Below are 20474 nucleotides of genomic sequence, written 5' to 3'. Positions count from 1 at the left end.
TTAAAGCATATGCAGTTGATAAGAAAGCAACTGACTCGTAATCAGTAGTCTGTATAAGTTATCCGTTCGACTTAGTTAGTCGGCACCATTTATTTAAAAGCCTCGCTTATTGCAAGGCTTTTTTGTATTTGTAGTTTATTGAACATTATTATGGGCAATATCTTCCATATTAATTGGGTTGTTCCTCTCTTTTTAAAAAGTCTCATATTTTGCACAATTAGCCTATCTACTCTCGCTGATTATTTTCATAAATGGCGATATAGCAACAAAATAAGTATGGGCTAATTATGATCACACAAATTGTTAAGTTTAATATTAAAGAACAAAATATTGAGCGGTTTAAAGCATTACTAGAAGACGATAAGCAAGGCGCTAAAGCCGAAACTGGTCTATTAGAAATGCGTTTATATCAAGATAAAAACGAATCAGGTGTATTTTTTGCCTATGAGCGTTTTGAAGATCAAAATGCAGTTGATTACCACGGCGCTCAAGGGTATACACATGCTTTATTACAAGTATTACCAGAAATTAGCCAATCAGCATCAGAGGTAATGCTTCTTGAAAACACAGCTCCCGCACCACTTCACGAAAGTAATCCAAAAGCTATAAACCCAGAAGACGATGTGTTTATTTTATTTTTTATATTTAAAATTAAGCCAAGTTTTAAAGAGCAGTTAATAGAGCGTTTTGAAACGCATGTAGAGCAAACTCGTAGCCAAGAGCCTGGTAATCTAGTGTTTGACTTATATAGCATTGAAAACAACAACGACACATTAGTTGTATATGAACATTGGCGGAATGAGTCGGCTCTTTGGGATATTCACTTTAATCAGCCGTACGCGCTAGAAACAGCAAAACTGTTAGAGCAAGCTGTTATTGGTGATATGAAGCAGTACATGAGTTTTGTTACTGAAATTTAAGCTTCTTTCAATTCGCTATAATACTGCCTTGTTAGTGACCTATTTTATTAATGCGATAATAGGTCACTAATTTTAATATAGCGTGTATAACTTCCCACCTAGCAAATGTTGTGCGTTATGACGTTTATTTTTTTAACATTTAAACCTGATCAAACCCTCACTTTTACCGTATAACTGCCTATTATGTTAATTCATCGCAACGTATGTAATGTTATGTAAAGTAAGTTGAGCCAAATTTGCCAAAGTGCTTGAATTACACTCATAAATGGCAGTAATTCAGGTTTAATTATGATTTGGCAATGCAAGCCAACCCTATTGGCAATTAGTGTAATGCTGCTTAGCGGCTGTACGAGTAATTTAAACTCGTCGCAGCGCATGGAGCAACCTAATGATGTGCCTCAGCAATGGCAACAAAAAGCCTCAAACTCAGTACTTGCAGTACAAGAGCAATGGCTCACTCAATTACAAAACCCTACGCTTAACAAGTTTGTACAACAAGCACTTAAAAATAACCAACAGCTTTTACAAACCAGCTACGATGTTGAAATTCAAAAGCAGCAGCTAATAGTATCTGGAGCAGCACTTTGGCCTAGTCTAGACTTATCTACCCGTACAAGCCGCAGTAAAGACAATCGTCCTGTTAGTTATAACAACGCAAGTTCAGTAAGCTTAGATTTAACTTATGAAGTGGATGTGTGGGGCAAGCTCTCTGATGCAAAGCGCGAGGCTAATCTTAACTATTTAGCTCAACAAGCACGCTTTGAGCAAGCCAAACAGCAACTAGTCGCAGATGTTGTTATCAGTTGGTTTGATGTCGTTTCAGCGCAGCAGTTGTTAGATCTATTTAAACGCAGAGAAGAAAACGCCCAACAAAGCCTAGAAATAATTGAATCAGGCTATCGTCAGGGTATTAATGAAGCACTTGATGTGTACCTTGCTCGAAACGAGCTTAACACTGAGCGCACTCGCATTGCGACACAGCAAGCTAATTTATCGGCTTCATCGCGTATTCTTGAACGCCTGCTAGGCGAATACCCAAAAGGTGCTATCAGCGCTAATAGTGACTTACCCGTTATTAATACCGATATACCTTTAGGTTTACCATCAGAACTTATAACGCGCAAACCCACGTTACGTGCTAGCTGGTATGAACTTTTAGCTACCGACGCAGCTTTAGCTTATGCGCATAAACTGCGTTTTCCTAGTTTAAATTTAACTGCGTCTTTGAGTGATAGCACAGACAGAGTAAGCGATTTATTTTCGCCTTCAAGCCTTGCATGGTCGTTATTAGGCAGTATTTCAGCGCCACTTTTTGAAGGTGGACGTTTAAAAGCGAACGAAGAAATAGCGCGCCTTAATACTCAAAAGCAAGAGCAGCTTTATTTACAAACGCTTTATGACGCTTTTGGCGATGTTGAAAATGCAATCTCGCAGCAACAATCTCTCAAAGCGCAGTACACAAGTACTCTAGAAGCACAAGAAAACGCACTTGCAGCAGAACAACTTTCGTTTGAGCAGTATCAAAGCGGCTTAGTGACTTATACAACTGTGCTAGATGCACAAGATAGATCTTTTGATGCGCAAAGTTCTTTAATTGAAATTAAAAATCAATTAATAGCTAACAGAATTAACTTACACGTTGCCCTTGGTGGTGATTTTGCAATGCCCTCAAGTGAACTAAAGAGCAATAATGATGAAAACTAAAACAGCAAAAATTATAATTCCAATAGTGGTCGTTGTTGCCACTTTATTAATTGTTATGTTTATTAAAGGTAATCCACCAGAAGCTAAGCGTTTTGGCTCTCCACCAAAGGCGTCAATTAGTGTGGCAGCACTTGAGCTTAAACCACAAAGCTATCAAATAATGATTGATAGTTACGGCACTGTAAAACCACGTACGCAAAGCTTATTGGTAGCCCAAGCTTCGGGGCAAATAATTGACGTAAGCGATGATTTTAGAGAAGGCGGTTTTTTTGAAAAAGGCGATGTACTTTTACAGCTAGATGATAGAGATCACCAAGCTGAAGTTAAATCGGCGCAAGCTAATTTACTAACCGCAGAGCAAGGTTTGTTAGAAGAAAAAGCACGTGGTCAACAAGCTATTACTGATTGGAAACGTCTTGGTGGCTCAAAACAAGCAAGTAGCTTAGTACTGCGTGAACCACAATTAGCTGCGGCAGAAGCTGAGGTTTTATCGGCGCAGGCTGCGCTTGAAAAAGCAAAGCTTGATTTAGAGCGTACAAAAGTAACGGCACCTTACGCTGGGCGTATACTTAGCCGCAGTGTTGATTTAGGGCAAGTGGTGAGTAACAATACACAGCTTGCCACTATTTATGCAATCGACAGTGTCGAGATCCGCCTACCTATTAAAAATAAAGATCTTCCGTTTGTAAATTTACCAGAGCAATACCGCGATGGCGCTAAAAATCAAGCGGGATCTGTAGTTGAGTTTTCGTCTGATTTAGTTGGCGAACAAATTTGGCACGGGCAGCTAGCCCGTACTGAAGGTGCAATTGATGAAAATGCGCAGCAGCTTTACGTGGTTGCAAAAATTAACGACCCGTATAAAGCCACAGCCAACAACCAATATCCGATAAAAATAGGTCAATATATTAAAGCGCAAATCACAGGTAAAACAGTACCTGATGCGTTAATTATTCCTAATAGTACTATTTACCAAGGCACGTACGTTTATATTGTTGAAGGCGGTGTACTAAAACGTAAAGACATTACGCTTGCTTGGCAAAATGCGACACAAGCGATGATAAAAACGGGTTTAAATGCAAACGATAAACTGGTTATTACGCCACTTGGACAAGTCAGTTCTGGCACACAAGTCAGTATTTTAGGTGAGCAAAATGCTGAGCAACCAAAAGGTGCGAACAAACAAGGCAAAGGAGGGCGCCCGTCACGTGAGCAGCTTGAGCAAAAAGCAAAAGAGTTGGGTATTAGCGTTGGTGAATTAATAAAGAAACGTCGCGCAGCAAAACAAGGAGATAAACCATGATAGCTTGGTTTACCAAAAACCATGTTGCTGCCAATTTATTGTTAGTGACGTTATTGCTGTCGGGGCTGTTTAGTTTATCGAGCAAAATACCGCTTGAGGTATTCCCATCATTCGAAACCGACATGATAAGCGTAAATGTAACTCTGCGTGGTTCAACGCCTGAGGATGTGGAACAAGGCGTAACAATTCGAATAGAAGAAGCCGTTCAAGATTTAGAGGGTATAAAACAAATATTCAGTCGTTCGTCAGAGGGCTCTGGCTCTGTAACGATAGAAGTAGAAAGCGGCTACGATCCACGTGAGCTACTTGCTGATATAAAAAGCCGAGTAGATGCAATTAACACCTTTCCTGCGGATGCCGAAAAGCCAATTGTAGCGTTAGCTGAGAGAATTCGTGAAGTAATAGCCGTTACAGTATCGAGTGATTACGGCGAAAAAGAAACACGTGAATACGCAGAAACAGTTCGCGACCAAATACTACGTTTACCTAATGTGACACAAGTAGAGCTAAGCGGCGTACGCGATTACGAAATTGCCGTAGAAGTAAGCCAAGACACATTACGCCAGTACGATTTAAGCCTTGCAGAAATATCGAGCGCGATTGCTAATTCAAGCTCTGATATTTCTGCTGGTAACTTAAAAACAGAAGGTGGGGACGTACTTATAAGCTCTAAAGGGCAAGCATATCGTAAAGATGAATTTGCCAGTATTGTTGTTAAAAACCAAACCGATGGCACAATTATCCGGTTAGGCGATATAGCATCAATTAAAGATGACTTTGAAGAAACACCAGTACGTACGCGCTTTAACGGCAAACAAGCTGCATTTATCGACGTGTACCGTATTGGTCCGCAAAGTGCTATTACAGTAGCTGACGACGTTAAAAACTATATAAAAGAGCAGCAAAGCTCGCTTCCTCAAGGGTTCGAACTTAGTTACTGGGATGATGACTCGGAGCTTGTAAAAAGCCGTATTTCAACCTTAACCACCAATGCCCTACAAGGTGGTATTTTAGTACTGGCTTTGCTGACTTTATTTTTACGCCCTGCAATTGCATTTTGGGTGTTTATTGGTATTCCGGTTTCATTTATGGGCGCGTTTATAGCCATGCCTATATTTGGCGTAACACTTAATATTATGAGCTTATTCGGTTTTATATTGGTACTGGGTATCGTGGTGGACGACGCCATTGTAACTGGCGAAAACGTCTATACGCATTTAAAAACGGCTAAATCGGGTGAGCAAGCCGCTATTTTAGGTACTCAAGAAGTCGCAACGCCAGTTACTTTTGGTGTATTAACTACCGTAGCCGCATTTTTACCCTTGGCTTTTATTGAAGGCGCCCGAGGAGCACTGTTTGCACAAATTCCGGTTGTGGTTATTCCGGTATTATTGTTTTCATTAATCGAATCTAAATTTGTATTACCAGCGCATTTAAAATATATAAAACTGCGCCATGAAAAAGGTAATCCTTCAAAGTTAGATGCACTTCAACAGCATTTTGCAGATGGATTTGAAAACGCGATTTTGAAGTACTACCAACCCACACTAAATTTAGCGCTGCGCCACAAAGTGACATCGGTTAGCTTATTTGTAGGTGTGTTTTTTATCATTTTAACTATGATCACCAGTGGGTGGACTAAGTTTGTATTTTTCCCGCGTATACCCAGCGAAACCGTGCGCGTTAACTTAACACTACCAACAGGCACACCCTTTGAAGTAACTAATAAATATGTAATTGATATGTCGCAAAAAGCGCAGCAATTACAAGATAAATACCGCGATACAGACACAGGTGAAAGCGTTATTTTAAATATATTAGCAACAACAGGTGGCCGTGGCGGAGTATCTAACTCAGGCTCTGTACGCTTTGAAATAACACCAGCTGAACAGCGTGAGTCAGATATAGGTTCGCGAGAGCTTGCCAGTGAATGGCGCGATTTAATAGGCGTGATACCAGGTGCAGAAAGCCTAACATTTAGAGCTGAAATAGGCAGAAGCTCTGACCCAATAGACGTACAACTAAGCGGTACCTCGTTAACGATTCTACAAGACGTGGCTGATCATATTAAAACGCGTTTAGCCACTTACCCAACGGTATTTGATATTGCCGATAGTATGTCTGATGGTAAAGAAGAGTTACGTATAGAGCTTACCCAGCAAGGCTTAGCACTGGGTTTAAATAGAGTTAATGTAGCAGGGCAAGTACGTAACTCATTTTTTGGCTCGCAAGTTCAGCGCATTCAACGTGGACGCGATGATGTACGTGTAATGGTGCGCTTGCCTATTGACGAGCGTCGCTCTGTAGCCGATTTACAAAACATTCTTATAAACACACCTGCGGGCGGTTCTGTACCGCTATCGCATGTAGCTACACTGACTGCGGGGCAAAGCCCTTCAACAATTAATCGAATCGATCGTTACCGTACTTTAAATGTGACCGCCGATATCGAAAAAAGTAATACAAACATGACTATTTTGCAGGCTGATCTATCTGAGTATCTTGACGGCTTAATGCAGCAATACCCTGGAGTAGATTACAAACTAGAAGGTGAAGCTAAAGAGCAAAGAGAGTCATTTGGTTCATTGGCTTGGGCACTAATCTTTGTATTTTTTATTATTTATGCGCTGTTAGCTATCCCGCTTAAATCGTACATGCAGCCACTTATAGTAATGAGCGTAATTCCGTTTGGCATGATAGGCGCCGTAGTGGGGCACTGGATTATGGGAATGGATTTAACCATTATGAGCTTGCTAGGTATGCTGGCACTTATAGGGGTAGTGGTAAACGATTCACTAGTTCTGGTTGATTTTATAAATAAAAAACGCAGTGAAGGCGGCCGTATAATTGATGCTGTTAAGCTTGCTGGGGCTGCGCGTTTTCGCCCTGTAATGTTAACTAGTTTAACCACCTTTATAGGCTTAATGCCGTTACTATTTGAAAAAGCCACTCAGGCGCAATTTTTAATTCCAATGGCGGTAAGCCTTGGTTTTGGGATTATCTTTGCAACCTTTATTACTCTATTGCTAGTACCAATAAACTATATGTTGATGGAGCGGTTTCAGGGTTGGTTTAAGTAACCAGAGTTAAAACTAAATAGATAAATTGAAAAGAGTTCTAGGACTAAGCTGTAAGTGAGAAATTGCTTACAGCTTTTTTTTGCTAAAGTTTATAGCAATTTTATTAAAAGCATGGTCAATTTATTGTATTAAATAGCGCACTCATTGCGTTAAAAATTATTTATATACGACGCTATGGATGCAAAAGCTAGATCAATGCGCGGAGTAATTAGCGATAACAACTCTATGTCATAGTTTTCCGTTTTATAGTTGCATTATTTTCTAGGCGCTTTAATAAATAGCTAATTTAATGCCATTGAAATTATAAGAATAATTTAGACAGTTGTAACAAGGAAGATGAATAAATAATAAGAGGGATTATAAAACTAAGAAGATGTTCCCCAAGATACGGTACCCGGTTTCAGTCCTGAAACCAGAAGGTTTCAGGGCGGAAATCTGCGGTCTACCGTAGGCTTCTCGGTACATGCCGAGCTTGCACAATAGTAGACGAACAGAAATCCTGGTATAAAATTTATCGGCTCAGGGACTTAACCAAGCTCCGGTACCCCAGGGAACAATTTAAGTATATAAGACATAATCCAATCCTTAAACCCTAAACGTAAAAAATTAAACTGTTCGCTTAGTTTTCCCCCAGCTTTAACTCGTCATTTACTTTATCGCATGCTTTTTGAGCTTGATCATACAATTAATTGGAGTTGCTTTTTATCGAGTGGTAGCATTGCTTTAACTAGCAAAGTGAAGATATAAACATGAGCGATTTACCTGATTACGAAAAAGCCCAGCTGCTTTTAGAAAAAAACGAAATTTTTGTATCACCTGCAGAAGCACATGGCGTTATTAGTGGCTTATTAGCATGTGGGTTGAGTATTGACGATAAAGAATACTTAGGCTTATTAAGCGACGTATTTAACGATGGTGAATCGTTTAGTAACGATTTAAAGCAATTTTTTGGCACTATTTATAAGCAAGTAGTTGCAAGCTTTAACGATGAAGCCTTTGCGTTTGACTTATTTTTACCAAGTGATGACGAAACACTCATCGATCAGGCAAATGGCCTCGTATCATGGGTTGCAGGCTTTATGCTTGGCTTTGGCTTAAAGCAAAAAGATTACGGTAAGTTATCGGCAGATGTTAAAGAGGTTATTAGTGATTTTAGCGAGATCACTCGTCTAGATACCACCTTCGAAGAAACCGAAGAAGATAGCAATGCGCTTCATGAAGTGATTGAGTATGTTCGTGTGTCGGCACTGCTTTGCTTTGCAGAGTTAGGTAAAGAGCAAAAAACACAAACAACTAAAAAAACTCTGCACTAAACATTCACTTTTAAAACAGCAAAACGGGTTGGTAAATAATGGTTGAAATAGATAAGTCAGAATTTAAAGCACGTCGCGAGCGCTTACTTGCACAAATGGATGCAAACAGTGTGGCAATTATTCCTGCTGCCAGTGAAGTTACCCGCAGCCGCGACACTGAATATGCCTTTAGACAAGATAGCGACTTTCTTTATTTAACCGGTTTTAACGAATCCGATGCTGTTTTGGTGCTTAGTAATAACAGCGACATACCTAGTACACTCTTTTGTCTTGATAAAGATAAACTAGCCGAAATTTGGCATGGCCGCAGAATTGGCTTTGATAAAGCTAAAAGTGACTACTTGTTTGATGAAGCTTACCCGCTAAGTGAGTTAAACGATAAGCTCGTAACTATGCTCAATGAAAAAGATGCAATTTATTTTGCACAAGGCGCTTATCCTTCATTTGATACCAAGGTTTTTTCGTTATTAGGTACGCTTAGAAGTGGCTCACGAAAAGGCCTTAAAGCACCAAGTGCCATAAAAGAAATACGCGGCCTGATTCACGAAATGCGTTTGTTTAAATCGCCAAGCGAAGTAAACATTATGCGTGAAGGCTGTGAAATAAGTGCTCGCGGACACATGCGGGCAATGCGCTATTCGCACCCCGGTGCTACTGAGTTTCAGCTAGAAGCAGAGCTGCATCATCATTATGCAATGAACGGTGCGCCGCACCCAGCTTACGGCACCATTGTTGGCAGTGGCGATAACGCTAATATTTTGCACTACACGCAAAATAGCGATGTGTTAAAAGATGGCGACCTAGTATTGATTGACTCTGGTTGTGAGCTACAAGGCTACGCGGCTGATATTACGCGTACTTTTCCCGTAAATGGACAATTTAGCGAGCCGCAAGCCGCGCTTTATAACATTGTACTTAAAGCACAAGAAGTAGCTTTTGAAGAGGTTAAACCCGGCGGGTTTATGTCGCACGCTAATAAACGTGCAATGCAAGTGATGACCCAAGGTTTACTCGAACTCGGTATTTTAACCGGCGACTTTGATGAATTAATGGCAAAAGGAGCGTGCAAAGAATACTACATGCATGGTCTTGGTCATTGGTTAGGGCTAGATGTTCACGATGTAGGTGATTACAAACAAAATAATGTTGAACGCGCATTTGAGCCAGGCATGGTTTTAACCATAGAGCCCGGGCTTTATATAAGTGAAGATTCAAACGCACCACAGCAATATAAAGGCATTGGTATTCGTATTGAAGATAACCTTTTAATCACTGAATCAGGGCACGAAAACCTAACCCTAAGTGTGCCTAAAACCATAAACGATATTGAATTACTAATGCAAAGCGCTAAAAACGCATAAGCTTGGAGAGTAAAGTGGCTAAGCAGTTTGATGTTGTAGTTATTGGTGGCGGGCTTGCTGGTGCAAGCTGCGCGCTAAGTATTGCTAAAACAAATCCTTCACTCAGTATTGCGGTAGTAGAAGCAAACCAAGTAACGGGCGATTACCACCCAAGCTTTGATGACAGAAGCATAGCCCTTGCTCAGCAATCTGTTGAGTATTTACAGCGCTTAAATTTGTTTGATAAAAATGCACCGTTTACAGCAGCAATAAAAAAAGTAAGCGTGTCGGATCGTGGTCACTTTGGTAAAGCACATATTAATTGCGACGAATTTGCTAAGCCCTCATTAGGTTACGTAGTTGAGGTAAACCCGTTTGGCCGAGCACTCTATCAGCGATTAACACAGGCAAGCATTTCACTTTATTGCCCCGACAGCGTAAGCACCATTAAGCAAAGCCTAAACAGTAACGAGCTTACTTTACAAAGCGGCGAGCAATTAAATACTAAGCTACTTGTTATTGCCGATGGTGCACAATCTCCAACCCGAAAATTACTCGGTTTACGCTTTAACACTCAGCCCTATGAGCAAGGCGCTATAATTGCAAATGTTGAAGTAGCAGGCGGGCATAACAATCATGCTTATGAGCGTTTTACTGAGCACGGGCCTATGGCGCTTTTACCAATGAGCAATAACCGTTACTCATTAGTGTGGTGTATGAAGCAACAGCAAGTTGAGCAGCATACCGTTTTAAATGAAAGCGACTTTTTAAATACGCTACAAAGTGCATTTGGTTACCGAGCAGGGCAATTTACAAAAGTTGGCACACGCACAAGCTACCCGCTGGTTTATGGGCAAGCAGAATCATTAACGGCGCATCGTACAGTAGTAATTGGTAACGCCGCACATGCTATTCACCCTATTGCAGGGCAGGGCTTTAATTTAGGCCTGCGTGATGTACAAGTACTTAGTGATTTAATAGCAACAAGTAAAAACGAGTTAGGCTGTTATGCGTTTACCCGTGAGTATTCACAAAAGCGCATTAGCGATATAAATACTGTAATGACATTAACCGATGCACTGGTTAGGCTTTTTTCAAACTCGTCACGGGTATTGGCGCTTGGGCGCAGCATTGGGCTTTTCTCAATGGATTTATTTCCCGCATTAAAAGCACCCTTGGCAAAGCAGCTAATGGGGCAAGTTAAACAAGGTAGGCGTTTATGAAGCAAGCACAGGTTTGTATAGTGGGTGGTGGCTGCGTGGGCTTAACTCTCGCTTTAGGGCTGGCAAAAGCCAATGTAAGTGTTGTGGTGTTAGATGCCGGGCCAAAACAAGCGCCCCCAACTGATGAATACGCCTTGCGCGTCAGTGCGCTGAGCATAGCAAGCCAAACCTTGTTTGAGCAACTTAATGTGTGGCCACACATAATAGCAGAGCGAGCGTGTGCCTATACGCATATGGACGTACGCGACGCCGACAGCTTTGGTAAAATAGCCTTTAATAACGAGCAACTTGAGCTTGAACATTTAGGCCATATAGTAGAGAACGATATTATTCGTTTTGCGCTTATAAAAGAGCTAGAGCAACAACCAAGTGCCACACTCATGTTTGATACTGAGTATCAGCAAATACACCAAAGTGAGTCCGACGTATTTATAACTCTTAAAAGCGGCGAGCCAATTATTGCTAAGCTGCTGGTGGCGGCCGATGGCGCAAATTCGGCTATTCGTAAACAATTTAATATGGCGCTCAGCTTTAAAGATTACGACCACCACGCGCTAGTTGCTACGGTTAAAACCCATGAGCCACATGCATACACCGCGCGCCAAGTGTTTTTACCAACAGGGCCACTGGCATTTTTACCCTTAAGCGATGACAACACCCACTCTATTGTATGGTCTACCAGCCCCAACCATTGTGATGAATTGTTAGCAATGGACGACAGCAGCTTTAATAAAGCCGTAATGGCTGCCATAGATGGCCAATGCGGGCTGTGTGAAGTGCTAAGTAAACGCGCAGCATTTCCACTTAAAATGCGCTACGCCCAGCAATGGGTAAGTGGCAAAGTGGTATTAATGGGTGATGCAGCGCACACCATTCACCCTTTGGCAGGTCTGGGTATGAACCTAGGCCTAAAAGACGCCGCGTATTTAATTGAGCTTTTAACAAGGGATAGTAAAGAATTTGCCAGCACGCGCACACTTCGTGATTACGAGCGCACCCGCAAGCTCGACGCGCAAAAGCACATAGCCATGATGCAAGGGCTCAAAGAGTTATTTGAAGGTGCAAACCCAGTTAAAAAGCTGATACGTGGAGTCGGGCTGTCACTCGTTGATAACCTAGGCCCAATAAAACACCTATTCGCCAAAGAAGCGATAGGCAAATAACGTAGGTTGGGAAGAGCAAAGCGAAACCCAATGAGAAAGTAAAGTAGTCAGTTTTTAGCTGTCAGCTTTCAGTCAGAGAAAAACCGATGTTTAGTTTAAACATCGGTTTTTTGGCTTTAAGTAGATTAAAAGCTGCGCTTTTCACGCGAGCAAGCTTGGCGTCTACGTGTAAAGTTTACCACTGAGCTTAATATTACCTGTAGGCGTGCAGCTTGCTGACGCGACGAGCGTAGCGCGTAATTATTATCGTTAGTTAAAAAGCGCTTTGTGTTAAATCAGCTACAAATTATTTTGTGCTTCATTGACCATATCTTTGAGCGCATCAACTAACATTGGATCTCGCGAGTTTTGTTTAGCAAGTTCTAGTGCGTGTTTCATACTAGTAACAGCCTCCTTAAATTGTTTGTCAGCCGTGTAGCCTTGCGACAATCGCATGTGGGAGTAAGCAGCATCAGGATAATCGCGAGTAAAGTGTTTAAGCGTAGTTATCGCTTTTTTAGTATTGCCAAATTTTTGCTGGCTATGGGCAAATTCTACGTACACATCTTGTGGAATTTTAAGCTCAAATCCGTACTTATCACTCAGTGCTTGGTAGTAACCGGTAATAAGCGATACATCAGCAAATCTTCCGTGCTCGTCAGTCACTTTAAATATGAGGTCGCCAAATAGATTAATTAGGCTATCGCTAAGTGCTGGTAGTATGGTGCCCATATGAGAAAAAGTAGGGTAATGTTTATACTCCCATTTTAGCTGCGTAGGCATTTGTTGTTCTAAATTTACTAACGTATTTAATACACCCGTATAAAAGCGTGACCCTTCACTTGCCACACTAATAAATAACGATTGAGCGCCTTTAGGGTTTTTAGTGTATTTAATAATATTATTTTTTAACTCTTCGTCACTCCACCAACTATTTGGGCTAATAGCTATGTAGTTGTTAAATAATTCCGGTTGATTAACTAAAGTATAAAGCGCCAATGTACCAGCATTAGAGTGACCAATTAAGGTGCTGTAGCCGTTAGTTGAGTAATTACTATTTATATAAGGCATGAGTTCGTCAGACACAAACTTTAAAAAATTATCGGTTTGCCCAGCGTCAGGCCATTTATTTTTAACAAAGGTTTGAAATTCAGTTTTTGGCTCACCTTGTACTTTAGGTAAGTAATCACGAACGCGGTAGGTTGTATCAACACCAACAAGCATTGCATTAGGTATTTGCTCGTAATCAACAAGGGATTTAACTACACCAGAGGCTGTATGAAAGTGCTCAACACCATCAAGTAAATAAATAACATAAAGCGGCTGATCGTCTTTTACAGTGTCAGGTATAAAAATTCTGATAGGCCTGTCTTCGTTAAGTATTTTTGATTGTAGAATAACTTTTTTACCAACGGGTATGTCGGTTGTAGAGGTGTTTGCATAGCTCGAAAAAGATGTACTAACTGTAAGTACTAATACTAGCGATAGTAAGAGCTTCATAAATATCCTTATTTAATAATGTGTTGCTTAATAATTGCACGACTTTATGTTTGAGTAAATGTTTATATTTTAGGGGCAAATGTAGAGCTTAAGTAATTTAAAGCTGCGCTTTTTATGCAAGCAAGCTTTGCGTCTACACACAAACCCAAAGCACTTATTGTAATTCTGCTTGTTGATATAAAGCGGACGCATATTAATATCACTCTGATAGCTGATAGCTGATAGCTGATAGCTGATAGCTGATAGCTGATAGCTGATAGCTGATAGCTGATAGCTGATAGCTGATAGCTGATAGCTGATAGCTGATAGCTGATAGCTGATAGCTGATAGCTTTAACACTTATCTATTAAAGCTTAAAAAACCTGCTTGCTTAATTATCCATCTAAGCGTAAAATGCGCGCTCATTTCGGCTTTTAAACTATTAATTCCTTGCCTTAAACCGACCGGCCGAAACGGTAGAAGGCTCTATTAACCGTAAGGAATATCCATGCGTCATTACGAAATCGTATTCATGGTTCACCCTGATCAGAGTGAGCAAGTATCTGGTATGATCGAACGTTATACTGGTTCTATCACTGAAGCTGGTGGTACTATTCACCGTCTTGAAGACTGGGGCCGTCGTCAACTGGCTTACCCAATCAACAAGCTTCATAAAGCTCATTATGTTCTTATGAACGTTGAAGCACCTACTGAAGTAATCAGCGAGCTAGAAACTACTTTCCGCTACAACGATGCAGTGCTTCGTAACTTAGTTATGCGTACTAAAAATGCAGTAACTGAAGCGTCTCCTCTTGCAAGAGAAGAGAAGAAAGAAGCACCAGCTGCTTAATTGTTTTGAGTCCTAGCATGGCACGTAGTCAGCAGTTAGTGTAATGGTTAGCCCATATATGAATCAGCTGGTTATATCGGGGGTTGTTTGTAAAACACCCAAGTTTAGCCAAAGCCCTGCAGGCATACCGCATTGTATTTTTGTTGTAGAACATAAATCGATGCAAACCGAAGCAGATCTTAACCGTAATAGTTACGTTAGGCTTCAGGTTGTTGCCAGTGGTAAGCAAATGCAACAACAGACTCAACATTTGCACGTTGGGCAGGCATTGCAAGTGAGTGGTTTTTTAAATCGCCACGAAGGTCGTAACGGCCTTAGCCAATTGGTTTTGCATGCTCAGCATATAGAAAGAATTATTTGAGGAATTAATCTCATGGCACGTTATTTCAGACGTCGTAAGTTCTGCCGCTTTAAAGCGGAAGGCGTACAACAAATCGATTACAAAGATCTAGCTACTCTTAGAAACTATGTTACAGAAAGTGGCAAAATCGTACCTAGCCGTATTACAGGTACTAGCGCTAAATACCAGCGCCAGCTAGCAACTGCTATTAAGCGTGCTCGCTACTTAGCCCTTCTTCCATACACTGACTTACATAAGTAAGCAGCGGATTAACAGTTTTTAAAAGGTGTAGAAACATGCAAGTTATTCTACTAGATAAGATCGCTAACCTAGGTAGCCTAGGTGAACAGGTTGTAGTTAAATCTGGTTTCGCACGTAACTTCCTTTTCCCGCAAGGTAAGGCAGTTCCTGCGACTAAAGCTAACATTGAAACTTTTGACGCACGTCGCGCAGAACTTGAAGCGAAAATCGCTGAACAGTTAGTTGCTGCACAAGCACGCGCTGACAAACTAGAAGCATTAGCAGAAGTTACTTTAGTATCTAAAGCTGGTGACGAAGGTAAGTTATTCGGTTCAATCGGTACTCGTGACATCGCTGACGCTATCTCAGCTGTTGGTGTTGAAGTTGCTAAATCAGAAGTTCGTTTACCTCTAGGTACTATCCGTGAGACTGGCGAATTTGACGTTGCAATCGCAGTACACTCAGACGTAACAGCTACTATTAAAGTAATCGTTATTGCTGAAGCTTAATTTTTAATTAAGCCCAAAAAGCCGTGCTTTTAGCGCGGCTTTTTTGTGTCTAAAATTCCTCTAACACCCTCCTAAATCTCACCAAATAAAAATTTTTATTATTTTTTAAACCTTTTTCGTCTGTCTTTGCGTCTTACTAATCAATAAACTAAAAGCATAAAAATAATTAAAAGGCGATATCACGGATGTTACACGTTAAACCCGAAAACGCGCCCATGTGCGAAGCTGCATTAATTGAGCGAGTTAAATCGGGTGATCAAGGCGCATACAAAGCGTTATATGAGCTGCACATAAAACGTGTTTACGGTTTATGTTTGCGCTTACTGGCCGACGAAGCGCACGCTGAAGACGCCTCCCAAGAGGTGTTTGTGCATGTATGGAACAAAATAGCACAGTTTGATGGGCGCTCTCAGTTTTCTACTTGGTTACACAGTGTGGCAAGTAACGTGGCGATTAGTTATGTACGCAAACATAAAAGCTGGCTTAATAAAGTAATAAGTATTGAACAAAGCGGTATGGATGAGCAAAGCGCACAAAGCTGTAAAGGCTTGAACGGGTTAGATAAATTAATTGTTCGCTTACCAGAGCGTGCCCGTATGGTGTTTGTTTTATACGCCATTGAAGGCTATCGCCATGAAGAAATAGCAATGCAATTAGGTATGGCTGTAGGGTCTAGTAAATCGCAATATCATCGTGCAAGGCAGTTATTACAAGAGTGGTACGAGTATGAGTATGAGTAAACAAAACTTTGATGACTACTTAAACGAGTCTTTAAACAATTTAAATAAAGACATAGCGCCCAAAAAAGCGCTTTGGGCGGGTATAGAGCATGCCATAGTAACGGCAAAACCGAGAGTTAATAAAGCACCGTTATGGCCAAAGTTAACAGCCATTGCTGCTTGCAGTGTGGCCGCATTGCTTGCTGTAAATATGTTTATAAACAATAACGAGCCAAGCCAAGTGGTTGCTATGAGCGATTACTTTAAAGCGCAAAAGCAAAGTTTATTAGTGCAGTACAAAAACCAGGATGCACTTACCAATAACTGGCAAGCACAGTTACAAGAGCTTGAAGATGCAGAGCAAGCAATTAAACAAGCGCTTGAAAACGAGCCACAAAACCAAGCGTTACTAACTATGCTGGCGCAAGTTTACCAGCAACAACTCGATTTAATAAACAAGGTGCATGCACCGCGTTGGCAGCAAATATAGGGGAATAACATGAAAGCAATTTTACTCGGATTAAGCCTATTACCACTAAGTGTATTAGCGGGTGATAAAATAGATAAGCAAATAGAAGTACCAAGCGGTGGTACTATTTTTATTGAAAACCAACGCGGCGACGTACAGATAACTGGTTGGGATAAAAATGAGTTTAAAGTATCTGGTGAGCTTGATGATAAAGCACAAGGCTTTGAGCTAAAAACAACGGGCGAAAAAACCGAGTTTATAGTAAAAATGCCAAGCAATTTGGGTTGGGGAAACAATGGTGATGGCTCTAACTTAACTGTATTTATGCCAAAAAGCAGTAGTTTAGAGTTTGCTGGTGTTAATGTATCTGTGGTTGCTAAAACCCTTAAAAACGGTGCTGAAGTAGATGTAGTTAATGGTGAAATTACCGTTGATGATATTACTGGCAATATTAAGCTCACTACGGTAAATGGTGATGTAAACGCAGAGAATTTAAACGGTAATATTCAATTTGAAACCGTAAACGGTGAAATTAACGATAGGCAGTCAAGTGGCGAGCTGCGTTTTAGTGCCGTAAATGGCGATATTAAATCAAACTCAACAGCAAGTGATGTACGATTAGAAAACGTTAACGGCGATATCGATTTTACATTATCGAGTATTAAAAACTTGCGTATAAATACCGTAAATGGCGAAGCCGAAGTACATATTAAAGAGCTGCTAAAAGGTGGCGATGTACGTTTTGAGTCGGTTAGTGGCGATGGTGAGTTTTACTTCCCGCAAAGTGTATCGGCTAAATTTGAAATTAAAGCTCATGCTAATGGTAAAATTATTAATAAAGTAACCCGCGATAAAGTAAGCAAAGCCAAATATGGTCCTGCGAGTGATTTAGAGTTTAGCGCAAATGGCGGCAATGCAAACGTTGAAATGGATACGATAAGTGGGCGCATAGCGCTTCGCACTAAATAGCGTATTTAGCGTGTATGATTACAAAAAGCAGGAAAAGATTTCCTGCTTTGCTATTTGCACAGCCCCGCCAAGTCGATAGAATAGAGCCATTCAATTTTAGTACTGTGAAGTTATGGCCAAACCAGATAAGCAAGTCGATACCCTTAAAGTTCCTCCCCATTCAATAGAAGCTGAACAATCTGTTTTAGGTGGCTTAATGCTTGATAATCAAGCTTTTGACCGCGTAGCTGAGCTTGTTGTATCGCAGGACTTTTATACCCGCACGCACAAGTTAATTTTTGAGGCGATGACGGCGCTTGCTGAAATTGGCGATCCGATAGATTTAATTACAATTTCTGAAAGCCTAGAAAAAAATAATCAACTTGCTGGTATTGGTGGTTTTGCTTACTTAGCTGAAATAGCTAAAAACACCCCAAGTGCTGCTAATATCGATGCTTACGCAAACATAGTGCGCGAGCGAGCCGTTGTTCGTGAAATGATTGGTGTTGCAAACGAAATAGCCGAAGCAGGCTTTAATACCGAAGGGCGCACCAGCCATGACTTATTAGATTTTGCCGAGAGTAAGGTATTTAAAATTGCCGAGCAGCGCTCAAAAAGCACTGAAGGTCCGCAAAGCATACACAACATACTCGAAAAAACCGTTGATAAAATAGAAGAGCTTTATCAATCACCACAAGATGGTGTTACCGGCGTAAGTACGGGTTATGCCGACCTTGATAAAATGACCACAGGCTTACAACCTTCTGATTTAATTATTGTTGCAGCACGTCCGTCGATGGGTAAAACCACCTTTGCGATGAACCTTGCAGAGCACGCGGCTATGACTCAAGACAAGCCTGTGCTTATTTACTCATTAGAGATGCCCTCTGAACAAATTATGATGAGGATGTTGGCATCACTTGGTCGTATTAACCAAACTAAGGTACGTACCGGCCAGCTAGATGACGACGATTGGGCGCGACTTTCATCAACCATGGGTTTGTTGATGGAAAAAGGCAAAATGTACGTTGATGATGCATCGGGGCTTACACCTACCGATGTACGCTCACGCGCAAGGCGTATAGCGCGTGATCATGGTGGTATTAGTATGATCATGGTCGATTACTTGCAGCTAATGCGTGTACCTAGTTTATCGGATAACCGAACACTTGAAATTGCAGAAATTTCGCGCTCTCTTAAGTCTCTTGCAAAAGAGCTTAAATGCCCGGTTGTTGCGCTTTCGCAGCTAAACCGTACGCTTGAGCAACGTGCTGATAAACGCCCAATTAACTCAGATTTACGTGAATCAGGTTCAATAGAGCAAGATGCCGATTTAATCATGTTTATATACCGTGATGAAGTGTACAACGAAGACAGCACTGAAAAAGGCATCGCCGAAATCATCATAGGTAAACAGCGTAACGGTCCAATTGGTAAAGTACGCTTAACATTCCAAGGTCAATTTTCTCGCTTTGATAATTACGCGGGGCCAGCAGTAGATGACGAATATTAATGCGACTAGCCACAGCTGAAATAAATTTAACGGCACTTGCGCACAACCTAGCACAAGTGAAGCGTTTTGCGCCTAATAGTAAAATTATGGCGGTATTAAAAGCCAATGCATATGGGCATGGTTTAGTAACCATTGCCCAGCATTTAAATGGCGCTGATGCCTTTGCTGTTGCCCGTATTGATGAAGCCTTAGCGCTTCGTGCAGGCGGGTTAACCAAGCCAATAGTGCTACTAGAGGGCTTTTTTAATAAAGCCGATTTGCCTATTTTACTCGCGAATAATTTTCAAACCATTATTCATGATGCTAACCAATTAGCGGCACTAGAAAATGCCAAGCTTGATGCGCCAATAACATGCTGGCTAAAAGTAAATACCGGTATGCACCGACTAGGTATTGCACCTGAGCAGTTTGAAGAATTTTATAATCGCTTGCAAAAAACAGCGAATGCAAAAAACACCATTAATTTAATGACTCATTTTTCGTGTGCTGATGATGTTGATAATACAAAAACGGTTCAACAAATTACGTTATTTGATAACTTAGTAAATGGTATTGACCAAGCGCATTGCTTATCAAATTCGGCGGGAATTATTGCTTGGCCAACAGGGCATGGTGATTGGGTGCGCCCTGGACTTATGCTTTATGGTGTATCGCCAATGGCTAACAAAGTGGGGCAGCAGCATAAGCTCAAACCCGTTATGCATTTAACAACTAAAGTGATTGCAGTACGTAATGTAGCTGCGCACGAGGCTGTTGGGTATGGTGGACGCTGGCAAAGTGACAAGCCTACCAAGCTTGCTGTTGTGGCAATGGGTTATGGTGATGGTTATCCGCGCCACGCAAAAGAAGGCACCCCAGTAATGATCGCAGGACAACGCTACGGTATAGTGGGTAGTGTTTCTATGGATATGATCAGTATTGATATTGGCTTAAATGAGCACAATGTAAAAGTAGGCGACAGCGTTACAATGTGGGGGCCAGAGCTTCCTGTTGAAGAAATAGCACAATGTGCCGATACTATCCCTTACGAGTTATTGTGTAATATCACACCGCGCGTAAGTTATGAGTATCAGCCATAGTTAGTTTTTAGCGTATACCAGTTGGTATAATTACTCTTTTATAAAGTAAATATCGCTAAAGCCCATACGGGAAAATTCTTGATCGCGAAAATTACGTACTGCCGATGACCCTTTAGAGGTCATTTCTATTTGGCGCACCATATTTAAGTAGTTTGTTAAATCGATACCTTCGGCAGCCGCAATAGCTTGATACATATCGTGGTATTTGTCTTTTGCGAAGTTAATTTCGCGCGGTTGGTTTTTAAATGTATAGGTTATTCTGCGTGCCATAATAAGCTCAGCTAAATTGAGTGTTAGTGTAAT

General features: G+C 41.1%; 19 protein-coding genes and 1 other RNA gene. 17 read left to right on the top strand and 3 right to left on the bottom strand.

Going from position 1 to position 20474, the window contains the following annotated elements; translation table 11 throughout:
* Positions 1–287: 287 nt before the first annotated feature.
* The 4 genes from ATS74_RS06300 (at position 288) to ATS74_RS06280 (ending at position 7007) form a co-directional block, all read left to right on the top strand.
* Positions 288–920 (top strand): putative quinol monooxygenase, encoded by a 633-nt coding sequence (locus ATS74_RS06300; protein ID WP_058548084.1) that lies wholly within the window; start codon positions 288–290, stop codon positions 918–920.
* A 288-nt stretch (positions 921–1208) separates the two neighbouring features.
* Complete coding sequence (locus ATS74_RS06290; protein WP_058548082.1) at positions 1209–2624, top strand: TolC family protein; 1416 nt, start codon at positions 1209–1211, stop codon at positions 2622–2624.
* Entirely contained in the window at positions 2614–3927 is a 1314-nt protein-coding gene (locus ATS74_RS06285; RefSeq protein WP_058548081.1) for an efflux RND transporter periplasmic adaptor subunit, read from the top strand. The genes ATS74_RS06290 and ATS74_RS06285 overlap by 11 nt, the downstream gene beginning before the upstream one ends.
* Complete coding sequence (locus ATS74_RS06280; protein WP_058548080.1) at positions 3924–7007, top strand: efflux RND transporter permease subunit; 3084 nt, start codon at positions 3924–3926, stop codon at positions 7005–7007. Before ATS74_RS06285 ends, ATS74_RS06280 begins: the two co-directional genes overlap by 4 nt.
* Before the next feature lie 373 nt (positions 7008–7380).
* Here ATS74_RS06280 and ssrS read toward each other — a convergent pair.
* Positions 7381–7563, bottom strand: a non-coding RNA gene (gene ssrS, locus ATS74_RS19655) — 6S RNA.
* 193 nt (positions 7564–7756) lie between these two features.
* Here ssrS and ATS74_RS06275 point away from each other — a divergent pair.
* Genes ATS74_RS06275 through ATS74_RS06260 form a run of 4 tightly spaced genes read left to right on the top strand, consistent with a single transcriptional unit; the run spans position 7757 to position 12046 of the window.
* The gene (locus ATS74_RS06275) at positions 7757–8320 is read left to right on the top strand and encodes a UPF0149 family protein (RefSeq protein ID WP_058548079.1); all 564 of its coding nucleotides are present in this window, start codon (positions 7757–7759) and stop codon (positions 8318–8320) included.
* A 38-nt stretch (positions 8321–8358) separates the two neighbouring features.
* Positions 8359–9681 carry a Xaa-Pro aminopeptidase gene (gene pepP / locus ATS74_RS06270; protein WP_058548078.1) on the top strand — a complete coding sequence of 441 codons (1323 nt, stop codon included), beginning with the start codon at positions 8359–8361 and terminating at the stop codon, positions 9679–9681.
* A gap of 14 nt (positions 9682–9695) precedes the next feature.
* A complete protein-coding gene (gene ubiH / locus ATS74_RS06265) occupies positions 9696–10883 on the top strand; it encodes a 2-octaprenyl-6-methoxyphenyl hydroxylase (protein WP_058548086.1) in 1188 nt (395 codons plus the stop codon).
* Entirely contained in the window at positions 10880–12046 is a 1167-nt protein-coding gene (locus ATS74_RS06260) for an FAD-dependent oxidoreductase (protein WP_058548077.1), read from the top strand. Before ubiH ends, ATS74_RS06260 begins: the two co-directional genes overlap by 4 nt.
* Positions 12047–12325: 279 nt before the next feature.
* Here the strand turns inward: ATS74_RS06260 and ATS74_RS06255 are convergent, their stop codons facing one another.
* On the bottom strand, positions 12326–13525 hold the full coding sequence (locus ATS74_RS06255) for an alpha/beta hydrolase-fold protein (RefSeq protein ID WP_058548076.1): 1200 nt from the start codon (positions 13523–13525) through the stop codon (positions 12326–12328).
* A gap of 487 nt (positions 13526–14012) precedes the next feature.
* Here ATS74_RS06255 and rpsF point away from each other — a divergent pair, with 487 nt between their 5' ends.
* From rpsF to alr, 9 genes are all read left to right on the top strand, one after another.
* A complete protein-coding gene (gene rpsF, locus ATS74_RS06245) occupies positions 14013–14354 on the top strand; it encodes a 30S ribosomal protein S6 (RefSeq protein WP_004588455.1) in 342 nt (113 codons plus the stop codon).
* Between the two features lie 43 nt (positions 14355–14397).
* On the top strand, positions 14398–14715 hold the full coding sequence (gene priB / locus ATS74_RS06240) for a primosomal replication protein N (RefSeq protein WP_004588456.1): 318 nt from the start codon (positions 14398–14400) through the stop codon (positions 14713–14715).
* A 12-nt stretch (positions 14716–14727) separates the two neighbouring features.
* Positions 14728–14955, top strand: a complete 228-nt coding sequence (rpsR, locus tag ATS74_RS06235; RefSeq protein ID WP_002962753.1) for a 30S ribosomal protein S18 — start codon at positions 14728–14730, stop codon at positions 14953–14955.
* 35 nt (positions 14956–14990) lie between these two features.
* Entirely contained in the window at positions 14991–15443 is a 453-nt protein-coding gene (gene rplI / locus ATS74_RS06230) for a 50S ribosomal protein L9 (RefSeq protein WP_058548074.1), read from the top strand.
* A 185-nt stretch (positions 15444–15628) separates the two neighbouring features.
* Positions 15629–16183, top strand: a complete 555-nt coding sequence (locus ATS74_RS06225; protein WP_058548073.1) for an RNA polymerase sigma factor — start codon at positions 15629–15631, stop codon at positions 16181–16183.
* Positions 16170–16652: a hypothetical protein gene (locus ATS74_RS06220; RefSeq protein ID WP_201023022.1), complete on the top strand. Its 483-nt coding sequence runs from the start codon at positions 16170–16172 to the stop codon at positions 16650–16652. Before ATS74_RS06225 ends, ATS74_RS06220 begins: the two co-directional genes overlap by 14 nt.
* A 9-nt stretch (positions 16653–16661) precedes the next feature.
* The gene (locus ATS74_RS06215) at positions 16662–17600 is read left to right on the top strand and encodes a DUF4097 family beta strand repeat-containing protein (RefSeq protein ID WP_058548072.1); all 939 of its coding nucleotides are present in this window, start codon (positions 16662–16664) and stop codon (positions 17598–17600) included.
* A gap of 112 nt (positions 17601–17712) precedes the next feature.
* A complete protein-coding gene (dnaB, locus tag ATS74_RS06210) occupies positions 17713–19092 on the top strand; it encodes a replicative DNA helicase (protein WP_058548071.1) in 1380 nt (459 codons plus the stop codon).
* Positions 19092–20171 (top strand): alanine racemase, encoded by a 1080-nt coding sequence (gene alr / locus ATS74_RS06205; RefSeq protein WP_058548070.1) that lies wholly within the window; start codon positions 19092–19094, stop codon positions 20169–20171. Before dnaB ends, alr begins: the two co-directional genes overlap by 1 nt.
* Before the next feature lie 30 nt (positions 20172–20201).
* On the opposite strand, the gene ATS74_RS06200 is transcribed toward alr, so the two are convergent.
* Positions 20202–20441, bottom strand: coding sequence for a DUF2960 domain-containing protein (locus ATS74_RS06200; protein ID WP_058548069.1), 240 nt, complete (start codon positions 20439–20441; stop codon positions 20202–20204).
* Between the last annotated feature and the right edge of the window lie 33 nt (positions 20442–20474).

Origin of the sequence: Pseudoalteromonas sp. H103 (assembly GCF_001469205.1) — a bacterium.
Lineage (GTDB): Bacteria > Pseudomonadota > Gammaproteobacteria > Enterobacterales > Alteromonadaceae > Pseudoalteromonas > Pseudoalteromonas carrageenovora.
The sequence above is the reverse complement of the archived record's forward strand: the minus strand, read 5'-3'. Positions and strand labels throughout refer to the sequence as shown.